Genomic DNA, 23,641 nt, shown 5'->3' with positions numbered 1-23,641 from the left:
CGCTGTGAGTCATCCGACCGTGCACTCGTGAAGCGTCTCGCCCTCGCCGATCGGGGTGAGCACGGGCTTGCAGTGCTGCTCGATCCACTTGGACCGCTCGATGACCCTGTTGTCGTCCCCCATCCCGCCGCCGGCCAGCCCGCCGATGAGCACGAACCGCAGCCTGCCCGCCCGCACCCACGTGGTCAGCTGGTCCGTCGAGGGCGCGGGGTCGCGGCCGTCGAACCCGCCCATTCCGATGACGGTCTCGTCGGTGGCGACGATGTACGTGTTCGCGGCCTGGGCGCCGCCCTCGACCGCCATCGTGATCTCGGCTCCGGACGAATGTGACTTGGCGTAGTCCAGGATCTTGCGTTGGTCCGCGGTGAGTTCCCCACTGTCCAAGCCAATCGGCATCTCGTTGTCCGTCGGCCCCGCGGCCGGCAAGCTCGCGGGGGCGGTGGAGGCGAACGCACTGGCCCCCGACCACGTGGAGGCGAACGCACTGGCCCCCGACCACACGGCAGGTGCCAGCAACACCGCGACGAGCCCGAGCACGGGTGCCACCCTCGGGATCTTGTGCAGCGCCAAGGCCAGGATCGCGGCCAGCGCGACGATCACCACCGCGTACCGCAGCCAGCCGTGCCAGGAGGTGTCCCGGGAGATGACCACCCACGCCCACGCCGCGGTCACCGCGACGCCGGCGGGCAGCACGAGCCAGGTCCGTCCCTCGGGCTCCCGGTACTTCCGGAACGCCCACACTGTGCCCGCACCGACGAGTGCTCCGATCGCGGGTGCCATGACGGTGGTGTAGTACGGGTGGAAGACGCCTTTCTGGAAGCTGAACACGAGGGCGTACACCAGGAGCCAGCCGCCCCACAGCACCCAGCCGGCGCGGCCGGCGGTGTCCGCCGGGGCGGACCGGCGCCACCGCCGGAAGCCGAGCACCGCCGCCACCACCAGCGCGATCAGCCCCAACGGAAGCAGCCAGCTGATCTGCCCGCCGACGGCGTCGGCGAACATCCGATCGATACCGGACGGGCCGCCGAACGACGGGCCCCCGGGGCCACCGGGCCCGCCGGGTCCTCCGGGGCCACCTCCGCCCGGCGGGGGTGTACCGGTCGCCGCCCCGCCGTTCGCCGTTCCTTCAGCGCCGAACACGCGGCCGAGCCCGTTGTGGCCCAGCACCAGGTCCAGGGCCGTGCCGTTGGTGCTGCCGCCGATGTACGGCTTCTGGCCGGGCCACAGGTCGACCGCCGCCACCCACCACAGTGAACTCGCCACCAGCACCACGGCCGCACTGGCCAGGTCGAGCGCCTGACGGCGCCAAGGAGCCTTGTTGCCGACCAGGTAAGCGGCGAAAAGAGCAGGAAGGACGATGTACGCGGCCGCCATCTTCGCCAGGAAGCCGCAACCGACCAGGAAGGCCGTGAACAGCAGCCACTTCGTCCTTCTGCCTGGTTCCACCGCTTTCATCGCCCGGGTGAAGGCGTAGGCCGCCGCGACGAGCGTGAGGAGGAGCATGGTGTCGGTGTTGTTCGTCTGGGTGGTCGCCACGGTGATCGGGGTGAGCGCGAAGATCAAGGCGGCGATCAGCGCGGCGTTCTCCCCCGCCCACATCCGGACCGTCCGGTGCAGCAGGAAGATCGCCGCGACGCCTTCGATCACCTGCGGCAGCAGCACGGACCAGTTGTGGAAGCCGAAGATCCACACCGACACCACCTGCGGCCACAACGCCAGCGGCGGTTTGTCCACCGTGACCACACCGGCCGGGTCGTGCGAAGCGAACAGGAAGTTCGTGAAGTTCAACGACATCGACTTGACCGCGGCGGTGTAGTACGTGTTGCCCCAGCTGCCGCTCCACAGCCCCCAGCCGTACAGCGCCACCCCCAGCACGAGGATCGCGATGAGCGCGTACCGCGGCCGGCGCCTGGGAGGATGCCCTGCCGCTTCGACGGGCACTGTCTGCTCCGCTTGGCCAGTGTCGGCGGCGGTCATGTGTTTCCCTTTCCCTGGTTGAAAACCCAGCCACGCAGCAGGACGAACCGGCCGGCCGTGCCCAGCACGGACGCGCCGAGCAACACGACCAGCTCGAGGAGACGCGAAGGTCCGGCCACTGCCCAGTGCAGGACCAGCAGCGCGCTCGACGTGAACGCGTAGTAGAGACAGAAAACGATGAGACCTTGCAGGTGCACCCGGCCGGACGAGCCACGGGAGCCGAGGAACGTGAACCGCCGGTTGGCCTCGGTGTTGACCATCGTGGTGATCACGAGCGCCAGCAGGTTGGCCGTCAACGGGTCCATCGCCGACCGGAAGAGCGCGTAGAGCAGCAGCGTGACCGCCGTGGACAATACGCCGATCGCAGCGAACGACAACAGTTGCCAGACCAGACCGGTGTCCCGTCTGGACACCACCGCGTCCGGGTGGGACGGCTTGGGTTCCGGGCGCCTTGGCAGGTCGGCGACTCTCGCTGTGCCGCCGGCTTTCGCCCTCGCCACCCGGATCAGCCCGCGAATGTCCTCGATCGCGGTCGACCCGATCTTGACCCGGGTGTCGATGTCCTCCACCCAGTCGACCGGCACCTCGTGTACCCGCAGTCCGTTGTGCTCGGCCAGCAACAGCAGTTCGGTGTCGAAGAACCAGTTGTCGTCCTTGATGCGGTCGAGCAGCGGGCGGATCACGTCCGTGCGCGCGGCCTTGAATCCGCACTGGGCATCGGAGAACTTCGCGCCGTGGCTGAGCCGGATGATCGCGTTGTAGCATCGGGAGATCAACTCACGCTTCGGGCCGCGTACGGTCCTCGCGCCCGGGGCCAGCCGCGAGCCGATCGAGACGTCCGAGTGGCCGTTGACCAACGGAGCCACCAGGGGCAGCAACGCGTCCAACCCGGTCGACAGGTCGACGTCCATGTAGGCCACCACGTCGGCGTCGCTCCATTGCCACGCCCTGCGCAGGGCACGGCCCCGGCCCTTCTCGTCGAGATGCAGCACGCGGACCTGTTCCGTCGTTGCGGCCAGTTCGTCGGCGATCGCCAGGGTGGCGTCGGTGCTGGCGTTGTCGACGATGGTGATGGTCCACTCGAACGGGAACTGTTCACCTAAGTAGGACTGCAGGACTTCCACGCAGCCGCGCAGCGCGCGTTCCTCGTTGTACACCGGTATCACGACGTCGACCGTGGCGGCCTTTGTCGCACCGGTCAGGTCCGGCGGAGTCGCCGGGGCCGGAATGCTAATCATGACTAAAGGTTTGCCAGGTGCAACCGCGAGGAGGCTGGACAGAACCTCAAAGGAGCCTGGGACCCAGCGATATTCATACATTCTGGGATGACAGATTTGTGCCATGGCTTTCCTTCACCCTAAGTCCTCACCGAGGATCGGGAATGCGTACTCAGCGCATCATGAGCCGGTGTTTTCCATGTTGCCGGCGCGGGAGTCCCGGCGGAATTCGCGGAATGTCGCCCACAGTACGGATACGACCGCGACCGCCATGAGCGCGGCGAGGATCCGGAACTCCAGGGTGGGCGCGTACATCTTCGCCATCTCGTCCGCGAGGACCCCGGACGCCGGGTCTCCGCCGGAAGGCGCTGCCTCTCCGCCGGGAGGCGGCTGACCGGTGAACATCTCCCGTGGCGAGTCTCCAGGAGTCATCGAACCCGCTGCCGGGAACAGCACGGGGAGATAGGCCAGGAACGAGGCCACCTGGACGAGGACAGGCACGTACCAGAGACGGCGCGGCAGGGAGAACGCGGCGATCACGGCGAGTACCTCGGCCAGGTAGAAGTAGCGCTCGTGCATCGACGGCAGGAGGAACGGCATCAGGACGGCCGAAGTCGCTCCCATCAGCACGACTTTCGCCGTCGTCAGCTGCACCCGGCTGAGCAGTACGCCGAGGCACAGCCCGACAATCACCAGCCCGGTCACCGCGACACCGATGGGCCGGATCAGCGCCGCGTCGGCGCCCGCCGGGAGGAACTGGTAGATCGACGGCGCGTTCAGCGACAGCGCCGAATACGAGCTGGCCTGCTGGGCGTACACCGACAACAACTGCCCCAGGGGCGCTCCGGCCAGCAGCGCCGGCACGTCCAGCAGCAGGACGACCCCGGGGACGGCCAGCAGTGCCCGCCACGGCATCCACTTCTTCAGTACCAGCACCAGGAGCAGCGGGAACAGGAAGATCGCCTGCAACTTGAAGGCCAGCGACAGGCCGAAGAAGAGGCCGGCCGGCCACGGCCGCCGGCGAAGGAGGAAGTACACGCCGCCCAGGCCGAACGCGGCGTAGATGGAGTCGGCCTGCCCCCACATCCCGCTGTTGGTCGCCACGGTGGGGAGGAACAGCACGATGAGGGTGGCCAGTGGCGGTAACCAGCGGCCGATGTGGCGCAGCGCGACGATGCGGTAGGTGAAGTACGCCAGTACCAGGTCGAGCGCCACCGAGATGATCTTGATTCCGGCGAGCGGGGGTATCGGTAGATAGGTCAATAATGCGATCAGGTACAAATAGGGGACGTTGTAGTCCGCAAAACGGTGCTTGAGGGCGCCGAATCCACCATGTGTGGAGATGAAGTCATACCAGCTTTTGACAAAGAATTTGTAGTCGAAGGACTCGTGGTCGAACATGGCGACCCTGGCTATGACCGCGATCATGACCCCAGCGGCCACCAGTCCCATTCGGTGGAATGTTCGTTTCCGATTCTCGTCGCTGTCGACGGATTCCGTTTCTACTGACACGCCGCGACCGTAGAGTGCGTTTGTGCGAATTACCTGGAAGTTGTGCGAGTAAACCCTGAGAACCAGTTCTTTGCAACGCCCTTCAGGCGCCGACCGGTGCCAGCGGCAGGCGGACGGTGAAGGTCGCCCCTTGGCCCAAGCCCTCGGAGGTAGCCGTGATGTTGCCGCCGTGGGCGCGGGTGATGCCGCGCGCGATGGTCAGGCCGATGCCACTGCCGCCCGCGGGGGCCGGGCGCCCGGGGTGCTCGACGCGTTCGAACCGGGTGAAGATCCGGGTGAGGTCGTGGGCGGCGATGCCGACCCCGTCGTCCTGGACGGTGATCTCCACGTGCGGGGCCGGGCCGTCGCCGGTGCGCACGGTGACCGACACCCGGCCGCCGGGGTCGCAGGCACGCAGGGCGTTGCCCAGGAGGTTGACCAGCACCTGGGCGATGCGGCCTGAATCGAGCAGGGCCCTGACCGGCGGGCCGGGGGTCATGGCGAGCGTGACCTGGCCGTCGTCGAACTGGGGACGCAACTTTTCGACGGTGGTCCGCGTCAGGGCCGTCACGTCGGTGAGGGAGTGCCGCAGGGTGAACGCGCCCTCCTCGACCCGGGAGAGGTTGGACAGGTCGTCCGTGAGACGCCGCAGCCGGGCGAGATCGTCGGTAAGGGAGGCGAACATGGCGTCGTCGGGGGTGAAGATGCCGTCGGCCATTCCCTCGATCTGGCCGTTGAGGATGGTGATCGGGGTGCGCATCTCGTGGGCGATCTCCGAGACCAGGCGGGCGCGGCGCCGCTCGATGTCGGCGAGTGCGGCGGCCAGCCGGTTGACGTCCTCGACCAGTGCGGCGAGTCCCGGCTCGCGGGGAACGTTGAGGACGTCGTCGTAGTGCCCGTCGGCGAGGCGGTGGGTCGCCGCACTGACCTGGCGCAGAGGCCGGAGCAGGAACCGGGAGAACACGAGGGACAGGGCGAGCGCCGAGATCATGCCGGCGGTCAGTGCGGGCAGGACCATCTCAAATTCGATGTTTCCTTCGTCCTGGCTGGCCAGCGCGGCCACCAGTGCTTCAAAGTCGGTACGCCCGGTGACGGGCACCGGGGGCCCGATCACGCCGGAGGTGGCGTCCATCACCACGAGCGACACGACCAGGACCGTCATGTGGGACAGCGTCAGGCGGATGGTCAGCGGCAGCGCCGGCAGCCGTCGTACCGCGCTGCGCAGCGCGCCGGCCCAGGCGGTCCTCCGGTGACGGGGCGGGCGGGTCATACGGCCGGACGCGCGAGGAAGCGGTAGCCGATGGCGCGCACCGTGCCCACGAACCGGGGCGCACTCGCGTCGTCGCCGAGCGCGCGCCGCAGCGTGCGGATATGGACGTCCACCACGCGTTCGTCGCCGAAGAAGTCGCTGCCCCATACGTGCTCGATCAGCCCGCGGCGGGTGAACACCCGGCCCGGCGCGAGGGCCAGGGCCACCAGCAGGTCGAAATCGAGCGCGGACAGCTCCACCGTACGGTCGTCGTCGCAGGTGACCGTACGCGTGCCGGGGTCGATGACCAGGCCGTCGAAGCGCAGCGTCCGTTCCTCCGCGGCCTGGGCCGGGCCTTCCGCGCGGCGCAGGATGGCCCGCACCCGCAAGGCGAGTTCACGGGCGCTGAACGGCTTGGTGACGTAGTCGTCGCTGCCCGCGGTGAAGCCGATGACCCGGTCCACCTCCTCCGCCCGGGCGGTGAGCAGGATCACCGGAACCTGGTGGGTCGCCCGGATGCGGCGCAGCACCTCGAACCCGTCCAGGCCGGGCAGCATCACATCCAGCACGATCAGGTCAGGCCGCTCGCGGACGGCCGAGGCGAGGCCGGACGGGCCGTCCGCCGCCTCCAGGACCTCGAAGCCGTCCGCCTCCAGATAGCCGCGCAGCGTCATCCGGATCTTGGGTTCGTCGTCAACGACCAGAATGCGCTGTGTGCTCATGGTTCTCCCTGCCACGGGCCATCGTGAGCTTGGCCGCTTCCCGATAGAGCATTTCGAAGGTGTCCAGGGTGAGCCCGATGTCGTGGCGGGCGACGATCTCACGGCTGGCTTCGCCCATGCGCGTCCGGCCTTCGGGGTCGCCCAGGATCGAGCCGAGGGCTTCGGCCAGGGCCGGGACGTCGCCAGGTGGGAAGAGCAGTCCGTTGCGTCCTTGGTGCACCAGATGGGGCAGCGCCGTGGCGTCGGCGGCGACGACGGGCTTTCCGGCGGCCATGGCCTCCATGGTAGCCAGGCTCTGCAGTTCGGCCGTTCCCGGCATGCAGAACACGTCGCAGCGGGCGTAGGCGTCCAGGACCTCCTGGTCACTGACCAGGCCGTGGAAGGTGACGCGGTCGGCGACGCCAAGTGCGCGGGCCAGGTGCTCCAGGCCACGGCGGTGGGAGCCGTCGCCCACGATCTCGGCCGTGACCGGGGGCCACGTGGGCAGCAGGGACAGGGCGCGCAGGAGTTCGTCCACGTTCTTCTCCGCGTCCAGCCGGCCCACGAACAGCACGCGCAGTCCCTCGCCCTGGTTCTTCGCTGTGTGCTGTGCGAAGCGGTGCAGGTCCAGGCCACACGACACCGGGAAGACGGCGTCACCGACGAGGCCGTGCCTGCGCATCAGCCGCACGGCGCTGGGGGTGGGGGCGGTGACGACCTGGGCGCGGTGGAAGACGCGTACGAAATCGCGCCAGGCCAGCCGGCACGTGGGGGTGGCGAGCCAGCCGGGAAAGGAGGTGTAGCCGACGAGGTTCTCCGGCATGAAGTGGTTGGTCGCCACCACCGCGATGGCCGCGCGCCGCGCGGCTCTGATCAGAGTCCTGCCCACGGCGAAGTGCGACTGCACGTGGACGACGTCCGGCGCTATCCGCTCCAGCAGCCGGGCGGCCGAGCCGCGGATCTGCCAGGGCAGGCAGACACGGAAGGCGGGATGGAACGGGGTGCGGTGTGAGGGGAGCCGGTGCACGGTCGGACCGTCGGGCGTGACGCGCTCGGGACCGGCGCCCGTGGCGGGGCAGATCACGTGGACCTCGTGGCCTCGGCCGGCGAGTCCGGTGGCCAGGCGGTGGGCGAAGTTCGCGGCGCCGTTGACGTCGGGCGGATAGGTGTCCGCGCCGATGACGATACGCCGGATGGGACTGCCGGACATGGGGTGCTCCTGTCGTGCGGAAACGGAGAGGAAGGGGGCAGCCGGGTGGGGATGTCGTGGGAGAGGCCGACGACCCCGCCGATCGCGACGGCGGCGAAGGCCAGCCCCAGGGCGGCGATCGGCACGGTCAGGCCGGGGGCCTCGCCGAGCAGGCCGATGCCGATGGTGACGGCGACCAGCGGGTCAACGACGGTGAGGGTCGCCACCGTGCTCTCGGGCGGACCGTCGGCGTACGCGCGCTGCACGAACCAGAAACCGGCCAGGATCGTCGCCGCCAGACCGGCGAGCGTGCCGAACAGCGGCGCGCTGACGCCGTGCGAGACGAACTCCTCCGTCGCCGCCCGGACCAGCGTCGAGGTGCAGCCGTAGGCGGCACCCCCGCCTATACCCAGGACCAGGCACCGGGCCCGGCCCCTGAGCGGATGGGCGACCAGCAGGCAGACGGCCATCACGGCGAACACCAGCGCACCGGCCTGGATCTGCGCCGCCACGGGGACCGGGCGGGGGACGGTGTTCAACGCGGCGAGCACCGCGAAACCGCCCGTACCGACGAGGATCGCCGCCAGCGCCGAGCCGGTGTCCCACCGCAGCGGGGCGCGGCGCAGCCGCAGCGCCCACACCACGCTGATCACGATCCCCAGCACCCCGGCCGGCTCGACCACGGTCACCGGGGCCAGTCGCAGGGCGATGACCTGCAACACCGCCCCCGCCGTCAGCAGCGCCAGCCCCGCCAGCCATCGGGGCCGCCGCAGCGCGGCCACTAGGGACGCGCCACCCGCCGACGCGCTGTGCTGCAGCCAGGTCCCGGCCGTGAAGCAGCAGGCATTCAGGACCGCCAGGCCGATGGCAAGCCAGGTCATCTGCCCTCCCGGCTCGCAGCCACGGCGCCGGCCAGTCTGTCCTCCCCGTTCGCCGCCACCGCGCCGGCCAGGATGAACAACAGGCCCATCTCCAGCGCGAGGGTGATCCGCTCGGCCAGCCCCAGCCAACTGCCGATCTCCTGGACCAGCGGGGTCGGGTCCGGGGTCATGGCGCACAGATGCGCGCACATGAAAGCGACGCAGCCGGCCACACTCGCCCACGAGGTACGACGCAATGCCCGCGCCGTCGTCTCCCACCCGGGCCGTCGTCCCAGCCGCCGGGCGATCAGCAGTGTGGCGGCCGGGAGCGCCGCCACGGCTCCGCCCGCCGCGTACCGGTGCACCAGCCCTTCTATAGTGGGGACGCCCGGCGTGTCGGTCGGGAAGACCACGGCGAGGGCCAACCCGCCGCACCACGCGCCCAGCAGTACGATCGCCGGCGCGCCGACCGGCAGCCTGGACCGTACGAGTCCGGCGACCAGCGCCGTCGATCCCATCGAGAGACAGGCCACGGTCCCGGCGAAGACCTGGTCCGCGCCGTCGCTCAGCGCGTAGTCGCTGAACACGTTCCGGACGGTGTCCACCTGCTTCGCCCAGCCGAGGTGCAGGGCGGCGGCGCCGACCAGCGCCCCGGCCAGCCCGGCATGAGCCGCGACCACGAGTTTTCGGGTGAGGGGAAAGCTGTCCACACCCCACAGCGAACCGGGGCATCATGTGGCGCGTACGACTTCGACCGTGAAGCTTCTGTGAAGCAGGCGCCGTGTTCGGCGGAACCTTGGCCGCCCACGCGGCACGGCACGTCGGCCAGGCCGCGGAGCCGGTCCGCAGAAGGGCGGGCCGGCTCCGGGGTTCGGGCGTCACATGGGGATCAGACGCGGGTCCACTTCTGGTTGTTCTGGCCGTTGCAGGCCCGGATCTGCACCTTGGTGCCGTTGGCGGTGCCGGCGCCGCTGACCTCCAGGCACTTGTTCGCCCCGATGGCGGTGATGGTGCCGTCGGCGTTGAGGCGCCACTTCTGGTTGTTCTGGCCGTTGCAGTCCCAGATGATCACCGCGGTGCCGTCCGCCGTCCCGGCCCCGTTCACGTCCAGGCACTTGGTGCCGTACACCCGCAACTCACCCGCGCTGGTCGACGTCCACTGCTGGTTGGCCTGCCCGTTGCAGTCCCAGATCTGCACCTGCGCGCCGTTGGCCTGCGAGGCGCCGTTGACGTCCAGGCACCGGTTCGATCCCACACCCCGCAGCGCGCTCGTGTCGTCCGAGGGCGGGCCACCCTGCCCGACGCCCTCGCCGCTGAAGGTGAACGAGTCCACGTCGAACGAGTTCGCCGACGGCGCCTTGAACACGACATGGACATTACGGGTGCCGCCTGGGTCGGTGATCCCCACCGCGGGCAGGGACACGTAGGTGTTCCATCCCCCGGTTGCCGGCACGGGGCTGGAGGCGATGAGCGCCCCCGTCGGTGAGTCGGCGCGCAGCTCGATGGACGCCCCGGTGCTGGACGGCGCCGAGACACGGAAGGACACCGTGTCGATCCCCGACAGGTTGAGCGGCCGGAAGGAGATCCAGTCATTGTTGGAGATGTCGCCGATGCGCCTGCCACCCTCGGCTCCGGGCTCATCGATGATCCGGATTCCGGACGAGCCGGTGAAGTGCTCGGCCTGCTTGTGCTTGGGCTGCAGCGTGATGCCGGTGCTGCCCTTCAGGCCGCCCTTGTCGGTGTAGTCGGCGGACAGGGCGTAGTAGACGTTGGAGGCCTCGTCATGGCCGGAGGCGGTGGTCGTGACCGTTCCGGAGCAACCGGTGTACTGACCGGTGTCGTGGGCGTGCTGGTCATGGCCGAGCGCGGTGATCACGTTGACCTTGGTGCAGTCGACGGCGCCGTCCTCGGGGTCGGTGACGTTCACCGTGTAGGCCACCTGGTCGCCGAAGTCGATGAACCCGCCGTCGGGCGGAGCCGAGAAGACGACGTTGGGACGGGTGTTGCCGACAGCGATGGACAACGTGACACTGCCCGTCTTCCCGCCGGAGTCCCGTACGGTCAGCTTGGCCGTGTAGGTGCCGTTGGTGGTGTAGGTGTGGGACGGGTTGGCGCTGGTGGAGGTCCCACCGTCGCCGAAGTCCCACGCGTAGGTGATCGCGTCGCCATCGGGATCGGATGAGCCGGCAGAGGAGAACGCCACCGTCAGCGGCGCCGCACCCGAATCGGGGTTGGCGCTCGCCTTGGCCAAAGGTGCGCGGTTTCCGGCCACGTAGTCGACGCGGTAGATGCTGTCATCGGTGTTCGCGTGGCCGAAGCCGTTGCCCCAGTCGGCCATGTACAGGGCGCCGTCCGGACCGAACTTCATGTCGATCGGCGCATGCGGGGCGAGCTGCGCAACAAAGGGGTTGATCTTCAGGAGGTTGCCCGAGGAGTCCAGGCGGAGCTCCTTGACGAAGTTGCGGCTCCATTCATAGAGGAACGGCGTGCCGTCGAAATACTGGGGGAACTTGCGGTCAGAGCTGGCGGCCGGGTCGTAGCGGTAGAACGGTCCCCCCATCGGGCCCGCACCGCCGCAGCAGTCGATCTCGGGGAACTCGGCCGAGGCGTGGTAGTTGTACCAGACGGTCGCGGGCTTGGCCGCGGGCAGGTTGGTCAGGCCGGTGTTGTTGGGCGAGTTGTTGACCGGCGCCGAGCAGTTGAACTTCGCGCCGGAGGTGTTGGTGGCGAAGTTGAAGTCGTTGTACGCGATGTTGTTGGCGACGCAGTACGGCCAGCCGTAGAAGCCCGGCTGCTTGATCAGGTTCCACTCGACGGTGCCCTCGGGACCGCGGCTGGAGTTCGCGGCGCCCGCGTCGGGGCCGTAGTCACCCAGTGAGATCCAGCCGGTCACCTTGTCGACCGAGAACCGGAACGGGTTGCGGAAACCCATCGCGTAGATCTCCGGCCGCGTCTGGGCGGTGCCGGGCGCGAACAGGTTGCCGGACGGAATCGTGTAGGTGCCGTCGGGCTCGGGGTGGATGCGCAGGATCTTGCCACGCAGGTCGTTGGTGTTGGCCGAGGACCGCTGGGCGTCGTAATGCTCCCGGCCCGGCCGCTCGTCGATCGGGGCGTAGCCGCTGGACGCGTGGGGATTGGTGTCGTCACCCGGGCCGACGTAGAGATTGCCCCCCGGGCCGAACGCGAGGTAGCCGCCGGTGTGACCCGGCTCGTCGACATTGCGGTACGCCGGAACCTCGATGATCTTCTTCTCGCTCGCCAAGTCGAGGCTGGTGCCGTTGAAGGTGAACCTCGATACCCGGTTCACCTCACCGCCATTGGACGGCGAATAGTTGACGTAGATCCAGCCGTTGGTGGTGAAGTTCGGATCCAGCGCCAGCCCGATGCCGCCGTCCTCGCCGCCGTCGTACACCGGCAGGGTGGCGATGACGCGCGTTCCCCCGCCATTGGCGGGGATCATGTTCACCTTGCCCGAGCGCGAGATGTAGAAGACCCGGCCGTCGGCGGCCACGTCCAGTTCCATCGGCTGGTCCGGTGCGCCGTCGAGGATCACCTTCTGGAACCGGGCCGCGACCGTGCCGCCGCAGTCACCCGGCTCCGCGCCCGCCGCCCACTTCACCCCACCCAGCAGATGCTGTTTGAACAGCGGCTCCGAATAGGAGGACGCCTGGTGGCCCATCGCGGTGGCCCACACCCGGCCGCCCTCCGGGTTGTGACACCAGGAGATCGGGTGGTCGGCGCCCATCTTGCTCGGCCCCGCGTCATAGGTGGTCTCATCCGCGGTCACCAGCACGTGCACCGAGCCGCGCATGTTCTTGTCGAAGTTGTACCACTCCTCCGGACGCACCCACCGATCCGGCAGCCCCGTCGTGGAGGGGTGAACCTTGTCGGCCACCTTGGCGGTGCCCTGCACGGTCGCCGAATGCGCGGTCATGTGCGCGCCGGCCAGCACGACCTGGTCCCACCAGGGGAACTGCGCCTCGATGTTCATGTCGGTGGCGTTGTGGACCGCGACCACGCCGCGGCCGCTGCGCACATAGGCCTGGAAGGCCTGACGCTGGGCGTCGTTGTCCCACACCATGCCGTTGGTCTGGAACATGATCACCGCGTCGTAGGTGTTCAGGGTCGCGGTCGAGAAGACGGCGGAGTTCTCGCTGTGGTCGAGCTGGAAGTTGTTGTCGGTCGCCAGCTGCTGGAACATCGCGACACCGGCGGGGATGGAGTCGTGCCGGTAGGCGCCGCTCGCGGTCTCGGTGAACAGCAGCACCTTGAACTGCGGAGCGGCCGCGTGCGCCACCGGCGGCACCGCGGACAGCAGCAGCCCTAAGAGGGCTGCGGTCAGGACGGGAAGTAAGCGTGATATTCGCATGAGGGGTCTCCTGGGGGTACCGGCAACGGTCGGAGTCGAAGGGGAGGTCCACTCGCCGGGGTGTGGACGGATGGCCTCAGACGCGGGTCCAGCGCTGGTTGGTTCCTCCGGTGCAGGTCCAGATCCGTGCTTTGGTGCCGTTGGCGGTGCCGCTGACGTCCAGGCACTTGTTGGCCCCGATGGCGGTGATAGTGCCGTCGGCGTTGAGGCGCCACTTCTGGTTGTTCTGGCCGTTGCAGTCCCAGATGATCACAGCGGTGCCGTCCGCCGTCCCGGCCCCGTTCACGTCGAGGCACTTGTTGCCGTAGACCCGCAGCTCACCGGCGCTGGTGGAGGTCCACTGCTGGTTGGCCTGCCCGTTGCAGTCCCAGATCTGCGCCTGCGCGCCGTTGGCCTGCGAGGCGCCGCTGACGTCCAGACACCGGTTCGACCCCACGCCCCGCAGCGCGCTCGTACCGCCCGGTGTGCTGTTCAGCTCCTTGATACGGATGTTGCGGAATGACACCACGTCGCCGGACCCGTGGTTCTGGATGCCGATGTAGCCCTGCTGGAGCGAGCGGACCGGATCGGTGTTGGTGAAATCGTTGATTTTGCTGCCGTTCAGGAACACCTGCAGCCGCTCACCCTCCACCAGCAGCTCATAGGTGTTCCACTGCCCCGGCGGGTTCAGCGCCGCGTCGCGGGCGGCGATGTCGGCGGCCTTGAACCCGTAGATCGCCCCGGTCGTCTTGTCCGTAGTGTCGGTTGCGTCGATTTGCACCTCGTAGCCGGTGTTGAGCGCCGCGTTGGGGTCACTGGTGGCCGGGAACCCGACGATCACGCCGGAGTTGGAGTCGCCGGTCAGCCTCCAGTCGAGCTTGAGGGAGTAGGAGCGGAACTCCTTGGCGTTGTACCACAGCATGCCCATGCCGCCCTGGGAGGTCAGCGTGGCGTCGCTGTTGGCGAACGACCCCGGGCCTGCCTGCGACCAGCCCGTCGTCGACCCGTTGTACAACGTCGTGTACCCGGTCTCCGGACGGCAGTCGGAGTTGGTGGCCTTGGCCGCGTACCGGATTCCGCCGAGCAGCAACGTGCGGAAGCTCGGGTCGGCGTACGACTCCCGGGTATGGCCCAGGCCGGTGTAGAACGCGCGGCCGGAGGACTGGGGGCGGCACCAGGTGATCGGATGATCGCCCATGCCGCCACCGCTGTAGCTGCTCTCGTCCAGGCTCTGCAGCACCCGGACGTTCGGGCGGGGGTTGGAGCGGTAGTTGTACCACTCGTCGGTACGCGACCAGGTCGCCCCCAGGTGAGCGGTCGCGGCGTGCGCCCGGTCCTCGGTCCGTACGGTGGCCCGCTGGATCGCCGGGTGGTTGTTGAACCAGGCGCCCATCAGCTGCCCGTAGTAGGGCCAGCTGTACTCGGTGTCCGCGGCCGAATGCACCCCCACGTAGCCGCCCCCGCCGTCCACATACGTCTGGAAGGCGGTCTGCTGGTTGTCGTTCAGCACATCACCGGTGGTGTTGAGGAATACCACCGCCTTGTACTGGGCCAGGTTGGCCGTGCTGAAGGTGTTCGAGTCCTCGGTGGCGTCGACGGCGAAGTCGTTGGCGGCCCCCAGGTCGCGGATGGCCTGGATCCCATCGGGGATCGAGTCGTGCCGGAACCCGACCGTCTTGGAGAACACCAGCACCTTGAAGGCGGCGGCCTGGGCGGGGATGGCGGGGATCACTGTCGCGGCGGCGGCAGCGGCGATCGCCACCACGGTCACCGACAGGCGTCGCAGCACAGATGTCTTTCGGCCGCTCCCCGCGATGCGCCCGAGCGCGGCGGGGGTCAGATGTCGCAGCATGGGTAGCCTTTCAGGTCGGGTGGTGTGATGGGTGGCCTCAGACGCGGGTCCATTTCTGGTTGGTTCCTCCGGTGCAGGTCCAGATGTTCACCTTGGTGCCGTTGGCGGTGCCGGACCCGGACACGTCCAGGCACTTGTTCGCCCCCACCGCGGTGACGGTGCCGTCGGCGTTGAGGCGCCATTTCTGGTTGTTCTGCCCGTTGCAGTCCCAGATGATCACGGCGGTGCCGTCCGCCGTCCCGGCCCCGTTCACGTCCAGGCACTTGCCGCCGTAGACCCGCAGCTCACCGGCACTGGTAGAGGTCCACTGCTGGTTGGACTGGCCGTTGCAGTCCCAGATCTGCACCTGCGCGCCGTTGGCCTGCGAGGCGCCGTTGACGTCCAGGCACCGGTTCGACCCCACACCCTTGAAGGCGCTCGTGCTCCCTGAGGGCGAGGTGCCGGTGTCGAGGGTGAAGGCGTCGACGTCGAACAGGTAGCCCTGTCCGGTCGGGCCGCGGAAGACCAGGTACAGCGTCGTCGTGGCGGCCGGCGGGCCGCTGAGGTTCGCCGAGACGTCGGTGAAGACGTCCCAGCTGCCGGTGCTCGCGACGTTCACCGTTGCCAGCAGGGTGCCCGTCGCCGAGCCCGCCCGCACCTCGATCCGGCCGCCCGCGCCGGCCGAGGACACCCGGGCGGTGATCCTCGACGCGTTGCCCAGGTTGTACGGCTGGAAGGAGATCCAGTCGCCGTCGTCGGTGAAGCCGACCGTCTTGCCGCCTTCCGCGGTGGCGTGGTCGGTCGTCTGGATGCCCTGCTGGGCGCCGAAGTGCTCGGCCTGCCGGTGCCGCGGCTGGAGCGTACGGGCGCTGGTGGAGGTCAGACCGCCCTTGTCGGTGTAGGAGGCCTCGAAGACGCCGTAGATGTTGGCCCCGGCGTCGTGCTCACCGTCGACCGGCACCGCGATGGAGCCCGAGCAGCCGGTCGTGGAGGTGATCTTGTGGCGGTGGCTGTCGTGGCCGAGGAAATAGGCGACGGTTACCCCGGTGCAGTCGATCGTGCCGTCCTCCGGGTCGCTGACGGTGACCTGGAAGGGCACGGGGTCGCCGAAGGAGAACAGCTGCCCGTCGGCAGGGGTGGTGAGGCTGACCGTCGGCGCGGTGTTGCCGACGTTCACGATCACGTTCGCCGTGCCGGTGAGACCCTGCGGGTCCCGGACCGTCAGCGTCGCCGTGTAGGCGCCGTTCGTGGTGTAGGTCTTGCTCGGACTCGCCGCCGTGGAGGTGGTTCCGTCGCCGAAGGTCCACGAGTACGTCAGCACGCCACCCTCCGGGTCGGAGCTGCCCGCCGAGGAGAAGTTCACCGTCAGCGGGGCCGGTCCCGACGTCTTGTCGGCGGACGCCTTGGCGATCGGATTGCGGTTGGCGTTGCCGATGTGCTCGATGCGATACAGCGCCTGGTTGTTGTTCCCGGTCCCGTAGTCGAGGACGTATAAGGCCCCGTCAGGACCGAAGGCCATGTCCATCACCTGCGTGCCCGACCAGGGGAACGCCGAGATCTCCCCGTAGGCGCCGTCCGGCTTGACCTCGATCGCCTTGATCCAGCGCCGGCCGTACTCACCGGCGAAATACCGCCCGTCGAGCGCCTGGGGGAACTTGATGGCCGAGTTCAGATCCGGGTCGTAACGGTAGACCGGACCACCCATCGGCGACTCCGATCCGGAGCCGAACTCCGGCGGACTTCCGGCGTCCCCCGCGTACCTGATCCACGCCGGCTTCGCCGCAGGCAGCGTGGTCAGGCCGGTGTTACGGAAGGAGTTGTTGGTGGGGCCGCCCGCGCAGTTGTACTTCGGGCCGGTGCTGTTGGTGGCGAAGTTCCATTCGTTGTAGGTCTCGCTGGTGGTGTTCGTGCCCGTGCAGTACGGCCAGCCGTAGTTGCCCGGGCCGGTGATGCGGTCGAACTCCACCTGCCCGCTCGGCCCGCGGTTGGAGTTGGTCACACCCGCGTCCGGCCCGTAGTCGCCGAGGTAGACGATGCCGGTCGCCTTGTCCACGCTCATCCGGAACGGGTTGCGGAGGCCCATCGCGTAGATCTCCGGCCGGGTCTTCGCCGTACCCGGTGGGAACAGGTTGCCGCTGGGAATCGTGTAGGTGCCGTCGGGCTGCGGCTTGATGCGCAGGAGCTTGCCGCGCAGGTCGTTGGTGTTGGCGGCCGAGCGCTGGGCGTCGAACTGCGGGTTGCGGTTGGTCCGCTCGTCCAGCGGGGAGTAGCCGCTCGACTCGAACGGGTTGGTGTCGTCGCCGGTGGTGAGATACAGGTTTCCTGCGGCGTCGAAGTCGATGTCCCCGCCCACGTGACAGCACTGGCCGCGGTCGTTCTGGACCCGCAGGACCACCTTCTCGCTGGTCATGTCGAGAGTGTCGTCCGTCTTCAGGGTGAACCGGGACAGGTACAGCTCGCCCTTCCACTGGTCGAACTGCGCCTGCGTGCCGGTGCTTGGCGCATCGCCGTTCGGTGTGCTCAGCCGCGGCGAGTAGTAGAGCCAGATGTACCGGTTCGACGCGAAGTTCGGGTCGACCGCCGCACCCTGCAGGCCCTCCTCGTCGTGCGTGTAGACGTTGAGCCTGCCGGCCACCTTCGTGTTGCCGTTGACATCGGTGACGCGCACCGTGCCGTCGCGCGCCGTGTGCACCACCGACCGGTTCGGCATCACGGCAAGCGACATCGCCTCACCCAGCTCCGCGCCACCCGAGGCGAGAGACACCTGCTGGTAATCGGACGGCGGGATGTCGAGGGCGTTCGCCGGGGAGGCGTTGAGCGCGAGTGCTCCGGGAGTGATGAGCGCCATCGTGGCCAGCAAGGTGAGCCACGGACGTCGGGACATGAGTGTTCCCTCCTGCAACAGGAAGACCAGTCAGGGCAAGGCGCCCGGAATTCTGCTCGTGGCCAGAGGAGTGCCGCCTCTGGCCACGGTGGGAGACGAGGCCCGTCATCAGGCGGACGGTGTCAGGCGCGGGTCCATTTCTGGTTGGTGCCGCCGTGGCAGGTCCAGATCTGCATCTTGGTGCCGTTGGCGGTGCCGGCGCCGGACACGTCCAGGCACTTGTTCGCTCCGACGGCGGTGATGCTGCCGTCGGCGTTGAGGCGCCATTTCTGGTTGTTCTGTCCGTTGCAGTCCCAGATGATCACGCTGGTGCCGTCCGCCGTCCCGGCCCCGTTCACGTCCAGGCACTTGCCGCCGTAGACGCGCAGCTCACCGGCGGTGGTGGAGCTCCACTGCTGGTTGGGCTGGCCGTTGCAGTCCCAGATCTGCGCCTGCGCGCCGTTCGTCTGCGAGGCGCCGGTGACGTCCAGGCACCGGCCCGATCCCACACCCTTGAACGCACTCGTGCTCCCCGAAGGCTGGCCCTGGGGTCCGGCGGCCGCGATCACGGCCTGGGCGCCGGCCGGCCAGGCGCCGTTGGTGACGGTGACGTTGTTGTTCACCACGTTGCCGCGGTCGCCGTTGGTCACGTTGGTGCTGCCGTTGGTCGACCAGTTGCCGGTGACGGTGAAATTGCCCATGTTCTCGCCGTAGAAGTAGTTGGCGGTGGCCCAGGTGCCGGTGTTCGAGAGCACGTTGTTCCTGACGGTGTAGTACTTGGAGCCCTCGTCGAAGTAGATGCCGAACCAGCCGTTGGTGCGCAGGCAGTGGTTGTCGCTGATCACCGCGCCCGGGTTCCACGACAGCGTGTAGATGCAGCCGCCGTCGGTCATCTGCTGCATGACGTCGTGCACGTAGTTGCCGATGAGCCGGTTGCCGGAGGCGGTGGTGGCCGTGGTATAGCGCGGCTGGAAGTCGTACAGGCCGCGGTTGGCGTAGTGGGTGCTGCCGCCCGGCTCGTTGGCGCCCCAGCCGTACCCGATCGACATGCCGGTGTACGGCATGTTGTAGACCTCGTTGTGGGACACGTCGGTGTTGGTGACGTAAGTGGTCAGGACCGAGACGACGCCCCGGTGGTCCAGGCCGAGGTCGTGGATGCGGTTGTTGCTGACGGTGATGTTCCGGTTGACCATCCGCTGGTCACTCGGGTGGTGCGCGTCGGCGCGCACGCCGCCGACCACGATGCCGCCGGCCGAGCTGCGGGCGATCTCCGACCGGGTGACCGTGATATCGGCGGCGCCCAGGCCGACACCGCTGGCATGCGCGTTGGCGTCATTGCCGATGCCGATGGCCGTCTGTCCCAGGTTGACGAACTGGGAGTCGGTGAAGGTGATGGTGTTGGCGGCGGAGACCTGTACGGCGGCGGGCATCTGCTGCCAGTTCGGCCGGGTCGCTTCGAACTGCCGGCAGCCCTGGTGGCAGGAGGTGAAGGCGGGCCAGCTCCAGTTGCCGGCGATGTAGGCGCCGGTCTGCTGGTCCACGTAGCCCTGGTTGCCGCTGGGGCCGAGCCAGCTCGTGCCGGTGAAGGTGATCCCGCTGAACGTGATGTGGTGCGCGGGCGCGTCGTAGGTGCCCCCGACCTGCACCAGCGACTGCTGCACCGGCAGCTCCACGCTGACGTTGCCCATGTTCTGCCCGGCGAGCGGGATGTAGGACAGGGCGCCGGTCCCGGGGTCGAGGTACCACTCCCCCGGCGAGTCGAGGAACTCGTAGGCGTTGACCAGGTAGAGCGGCCCCGCCCGGTGCGGGCTGGTGAAGGTGTCGTACCCGAAGTTGTTGTTGTTCCAGGCGGGCTGCCGCATCGTGATGAGGTTGCCGCTGATGCTCTGCACCGGCGCGTACCGGTCGGTGAACGAACCGACGCTTTCCATCTCGACCCGGCCCTGGTTGGCGAGGTTGTTCAGATAGCTCAGCGCGCCGCTGGTGAACCTCATCCCGGTGCTGCTCGCGGTGAAGTCGGACCGGTTGACGGCGGTGCGCGCCCGGGTGGCGAGCGCGCCGTCGACGTACAGCTGCCGGGTGTCGATCCCGGCACCGACGTTGGCGCGCCAGATGTTCTTCCCGGAATCGGCCACGGTCCATCCGGTGACCGCCCTGGCTCCGCTGATGACGGGATGGGCGCCCGCCGCGGCCTGCCATTTGACGGTGTAGCCGTTGTTCCCGGAATCGGCGGCGGTCAGCCGGAGCGGCGCGGCGAGCCGGTACACACCGTCGGCCAGCTCGACGACGATGTCACCGGACATGCCGGCGTTCAGCGAACGCACCGCCGTCTGCGCCGCGGACAGCGAGCACGGCTGGGTTGAGGTGCAGGCGGTGCCGGTGCCGGCGGGTGACGCGTACAGGGTCGTGGTGGCCGCGAGGGCCGGGGTGGCCGGGGCGACGAGGGCGAACGCCGCGGCCAGCGCCGCGGCGACGATGCCGGTCAGGACCGGTCTCAGCGCCGTGACGGGCGAAGATAACTGCACGGTGGTTCCTTCGGGGGGTAGGGGGGTGGTCAGGTCGTGCCCTCCCAAGATGGCGCGCCTCACTGGTGAGACCACGAGGGGACGCATGGCAAACGAAGCTGTGGACGTCGACGTGGCCGGTCACGATGCGGAGGGCCGCGAAGCGCCTCCATATTGCGTCCATGTGATCCAGCCGCGGAGGTTCCGGAAGGAGCGCGTCCTTCGGAACCTCGCTATCTAATTACGTTCGGAGTCATGATGCGTCAAGACCTTAAGCCCGCTTATTCGACCGCTTGTGCACTGAAGGTCCAGCCATGGTCGCGCGCTTTACTCCTTCATCAGCGGCGATGCCTGCCACGGCGTACGCTCGCGCCCATCATCCTCGTATGAACCTTTCAGATGTGTCGTACTGATTGGGCGCACCTGATCGTCCTCGGGGAGGGCGACGTCGATCAGTCATACTCTTACAGGGAACGGCGAGGAGGACCCACGGTGACCGACACCCCGCGCGAGAGCGGATACCGGCCGGGCTACGAGGTGGCCGCCGAGCAAGTACTGGAATTGATCGTCCGGCTCGGCCTAAGTCCGGGCGACCGCATGCCGACCGAGAACGAGCTGGCCCGCCAGCTGGGCACCAGCCGCACCGTGGTACGCGAGGCGGTGAAGATACTCTCCGCGCTCGGGCGGGTGCGTGCCCAGAAGGGCCGTGGCCTGTATGTGGCCGACGACGAGGGAATGCTCGGCACCGGGCGCTTGGCGTCCTTCTTCCTCCCCGCCGACCTGGACCACGTCTACATGCTGTTCGAGTTCCGCCGGGCGCAGGAGATGGAGACCAGCAGGCTGGCCGCCCGCCGCGCCATCCCCGCGGAGCTGAGGGCCATCGAGGAGGCGGCCGGTGTGTGCCGCCACGGATTCGAAACAGGACGCGAGGACCTGTTCAACGAGGGCGACGACACCTTTCACACCGCCATCGCCACGGCCTCGCACAACATTTTCCTCCAGGTCGCAGTCCGGGAGGCCCGCAGGCTGCAGGCGCAGTCCAGCCTCATCGGGCTGCGTGGCTCGGTGGGCGGGCACGCCGCCAAGGCCGTCGAGGAGCACGACGCCATTTACCAGGCCATCCGCGCCGGCGACCCGGAAGCGGCCGCCCAGGCCGCCGCCACGCACATCGACAACACCCTCGACGACTACCGAAGAGAGATCCAGCAGCGCCTCTTCTCCTCATCTGACTGAGCCGGCTTCCCCCGAACCGGTTCGACCATAGGAGAACCAACGGCACATGGCCGGGCGAGCCGGGGATGAACGTTTCATCGAGCCCGACTCGGCGGAAGTGCAAGGCATCGCGGATGACTGCCGCCAGGTAGGACTTTCGGCAGGCAGCCGAACAGCACGGAGCCTTGACAGGCGGTCCGCCGGTCGTATGTGCTCCCTGTACACCGCCGTCTCCCCCTCCCTAGTGGACTCGGTCCGTTGGCGAATCGATTCGCATCCGTAGTGGCGACCGGTTTCCGAGCAGCTATCCCCCAAGGAGTACGACAATGCAGCCTTCATCCGTTCCCTTATCGGGCCGTGCGACGCGTGGGCGGCGCTCTCGGGCCGCCGTCGTCGCGTCTGTGGTGGCGGCGCTGGCAACACTCCTGGCCACCGCCCTGACATGGGCGGCACCGGCCTCGGCAGCGACCACGCCGCTGGTGGGCGTGGGGTCGAACCGGTGCCTGGACGTCAACGGCGCCTCGCAGGCGAACGGCGCGCAGGTGCAGATCTGGGACTGCAACGGCCAGGCCAACCAGCAGTGGACGTCGACCAGTTCCGATGAGCTGCGGGTGTACGGCACCAAGTGCCTGGACGTTTACGGCGGCGGCACCGCCGACGGCACCAGCGTGATCATCTGGGACTGCAACGGGCAGAACAACCAGAAATGGCGCCTCAACGCCGACGGCACCGTCACCGCGGTGGGGGCGAACAAGTGCCTGGACGTCAGCGGCACCGGCACCGCCAACGGCACCAAGGTGCACATCTGGACCTGCCACGGCGGCACCAACCAGAAATGGACCACCGGAGCCGAGCCCAGTCCCACGCCGACCCCGCCGCCGCCCGGCGCGCGCCCGTGCGACATTTACGCCTCGGGCGGCACGCCGTGCGTGGCCGCGCACAGTACGACGCGGGCGCTCTACGAGTCGTACAACGGCAACCTGTACCAGGTCAGGCGCTCCTCCGACAACACGACCAGGAACATCGCCGTCCTGACCGCGGGCGGCGTCGCCAACGCCGCAGCCCAGGACTCCTTCTGCGCCGGCACCACGTGCGTCATCACCGTCGTGTACGACCAGTCCGGGCGGGGCAACGACCTGTGGTACCAGGGATCCAGCGTGGTCCCCGGCTCTCCGCAAAGCAGGCCCGCGATCGCCACCAGCGAGTCGCTCACCGTCGGCGGCGGCAAGGCGTACTCGCTCTACATCAACCCCGGCAACAGCTACTGGCGGGACGGCCACCTGACCGGCGTGCCCACCGGCAGCGCACCCGAGGGCATGTACATGGTCACCAGCGGCACCCACGTCAACAGCGGCTGCTGCTTCGATTACGGCAACAGCGAGACGACCAGGAAGGCCGACGCGGCCGGCGCCATGGACGCCATCAACTTCAGCACCCAATGCTGGTTCGGCGGCTGCCAGGGAACCGGCCCCTGGGTCCAGGCCGATCTCGAATGGGGGCTCTACCCCGGCGGCAGCCAGTCGTGGAACCCCAACCAGCGGGCCTTCCCCCACAAGTTCGTCACCGCCACGCTGAAGAACAACGGCACGACCCGGTTCGCCATCAAGGGCAGCAACGCGCAGTCCGGCAGCCTGTACACCCTGTACGACGGGCCGCTCCCCAACGGCTACAGCCCGATGAAGAAGCAGGGGGCCATCATCCTGGGCAGCGGCGGCGACTGCTGCAAGCCCGACGGCGGCGCCAACCTCAGCGCGGGCACCTTCTACGAGGGAGCCATGGTCGCCGGCTATCCCACCGACGCCGCGGAGAACGCCGTCCAGGCCAACATCATCGCCGCCGGCTACCGCTGACTCAGTCCCAGCCCGGACGCCGGCCACCTACTCCACCCAGCCAGGGGAGGCGGTGGCCGTCGTCCGGCGTGCTCCGGCCGGATGTCGGGCCCGGGAAACCGGGGCCTGGATCGAGTGGCTTGATCATATGTCCGGGCGCTCGGAACGATTCGATTGGCCGACCGTGAAAGTTTCATCGCGGCACCTCAGTGATCACCACGGCCACTTCCCCTGGCCAGACGCAGGAGCGACAGGGTCGTCTCAGGCGAGGGCCGCCAACGTCGACGAGGCCGAGCCTTGACAGGTCTTGTCACGGTCATATTTGCTCCGCTGCACCGTCGCCTCCAGCCGCGCGAAAGAAAGGAGATGC

The 23,641-nt window shown here is 68.5% G+C and carries 14 protein-coding genes; 2 read left to right on the top strand and 12 right to left on the bottom strand.

The genetic code is table 11. The annotated features are described in order from the left end of the window. Positions 1-9 precede the first annotated feature (9 nt). The 12 genes from OHA25_RS24090 to OHA25_RS24035 form a co-directional block, all read right to left on the bottom strand. Positions 10-1,977 (bottom strand): ArnT family glycosyltransferase, encoded by a 1,968-nt coding sequence (locus OHA25_RS24090; RefSeq protein WP_327589758.1) that lies wholly within the window; start codon positions 1,975-1,977, stop codon positions 10-12. Further along, a complete protein-coding gene (locus OHA25_RS24085; protein WP_327589757.1) occupies positions 1,974-3,296 on the bottom strand; it encodes a bifunctional glycosyltransferase family 2/GtrA family protein in 1,323 nt (440 codons plus the stop codon). Before OHA25_RS24085 ends, OHA25_RS24090 begins: the two co-directional genes overlap by 4 nt. 78 nt (positions 3,297-3,374) lie before the next feature. Continuing rightward, entirely contained in the window at positions 3,375-4,646 is a 1,272-nt protein-coding gene (locus OHA25_RS24080; RefSeq protein WP_327589756.1) for a glycosyltransferase 87 family protein, read from the bottom strand. Positions 4,647-4,788: 142 nt separating this feature from the next. Continuing rightward, a complete protein-coding gene (locus OHA25_RS24075) occupies positions 4,789-5,955 on the bottom strand; it encodes a sensor histidine kinase (protein ID WP_327589755.1) in 1,167 nt (388 codons plus the stop codon). Next, positions 5,952-6,656: a response regulator transcription factor gene (locus OHA25_RS24070; RefSeq protein ID WP_327589754.1), complete on the bottom strand. Its 705-nt coding sequence runs from the start codon at positions 6,654-6,656 to the stop codon at positions 5,952-5,954. The genes OHA25_RS24075 and OHA25_RS24070 overlap by 4 nt, the downstream gene beginning before the upstream one ends. After that, positions 6,628-7,815 (bottom strand): glycosyltransferase, encoded by a 1,188-nt coding sequence (locus OHA25_RS24065; RefSeq protein ID WP_327591035.1) that lies wholly within the window; start codon positions 7,813-7,815, stop codon positions 6,628-6,630. The genes OHA25_RS24070 and OHA25_RS24065 overlap by 29 nt, the downstream gene beginning before the upstream one ends. Then, on the bottom strand, positions 7,716-8,705 hold the full coding sequence (locus tag OHA25_RS24060; RefSeq protein ID WP_327589753.1) for a DMT family transporter: 990 nt from the start codon (positions 8,703-8,705) through the stop codon (positions 7,716-7,718). Before OHA25_RS24060 ends, OHA25_RS24065 begins: the two co-directional genes overlap by 100 nt. Next, complete coding sequence (locus tag OHA25_RS24055; protein WP_327589752.1) at positions 8,702-9,394, bottom strand: DUF998 domain-containing protein; 693 nt, start codon at positions 9,392-9,394, stop codon at positions 8,702-8,704. The genes OHA25_RS24060 and OHA25_RS24055 overlap by 4 nt, the downstream gene beginning before the upstream one ends. 179 nt (positions 9,395-9,573) lie before the next feature. Continuing rightward, positions 9,574-13,053 carry a ThuA domain-containing protein gene (locus tag OHA25_RS24050; protein WP_327589751.1) on the bottom strand — a complete coding sequence of 1,160 codons (3,480 nt, stop codon included), beginning with the start codon at positions 13,051-13,053 and terminating at the stop codon, positions 9,574-9,576. Positions 13,054-13,129: 76 nt separating this feature from the next. After that, positions 13,130-14,884 carry a ThuA domain-containing protein gene (locus OHA25_RS24045; protein WP_327589750.1) on the bottom strand — a complete coding sequence of 585 codons (1,755 nt, stop codon included), beginning with the start codon at positions 14,882-14,884 and terminating at the stop codon, positions 13,130-13,132. 37 nt (positions 14,885-14,921) lie between these two features. Beyond that, positions 14,922-17,747, bottom strand: coding sequence for a PQQ-dependent sugar dehydrogenase (locus OHA25_RS24040; protein WP_327589749.1), 2,826 nt, complete (start codon positions 17,745-17,747; stop codon positions 14,922-14,924). Positions 17,748-17,869: 122 nt separating this feature from the next. Then, positions 17,870-20,251, bottom strand: a complete 2,382-nt coding sequence (locus tag OHA25_RS24035) for a ricin-type beta-trefoil lectin domain protein (RefSeq protein WP_327589748.1) — start codon at positions 20,249-20,251, stop codon at positions 17,870-17,872. Positions 20,252-20,722: 471 nt separating this feature from the next. On the opposite strand from OHA25_RS24035, the gene OHA25_RS24030 reads away from it, so the two are divergent. Together OHA25_RS24030 and OHA25_RS24025 are read left to right on the top strand one after the other, a co-directional pair. Then, on the top strand, positions 20,723-21,463 hold the full coding sequence (locus tag OHA25_RS24030) for a FadR/GntR family transcriptional regulator (protein WP_327589747.1): 741 nt from the start codon (positions 20,723-20,725) through the stop codon (positions 21,461-21,463). A 305-nt stretch (positions 21,464-21,768) separates the two neighbouring features. Continuing rightward, on the top strand, positions 21,769-23,292 hold the full coding sequence (locus tag OHA25_RS24025) for an arabinofuranosidase catalytic domain-containing protein (protein WP_327589746.1): 1,524 nt from the start codon (positions 21,769-21,771) through the stop codon (positions 23,290-23,292). Positions 23,293-23,641 lie beyond the last annotated feature (349 nt).

Origin of the sequence: Nonomuraea sp. NBC_00507, from assembly GCF_036013525.1 — a bacterium.
Lineage (GTDB): Bacteria > Actinomycetota > Actinomycetes > Streptosporangiales > Streptosporangiaceae > Nonomuraea.
Note: the sequence above shows the minus strand (reverse complement) of the source record. Positions and strands in the feature narration are given on the sequence as shown.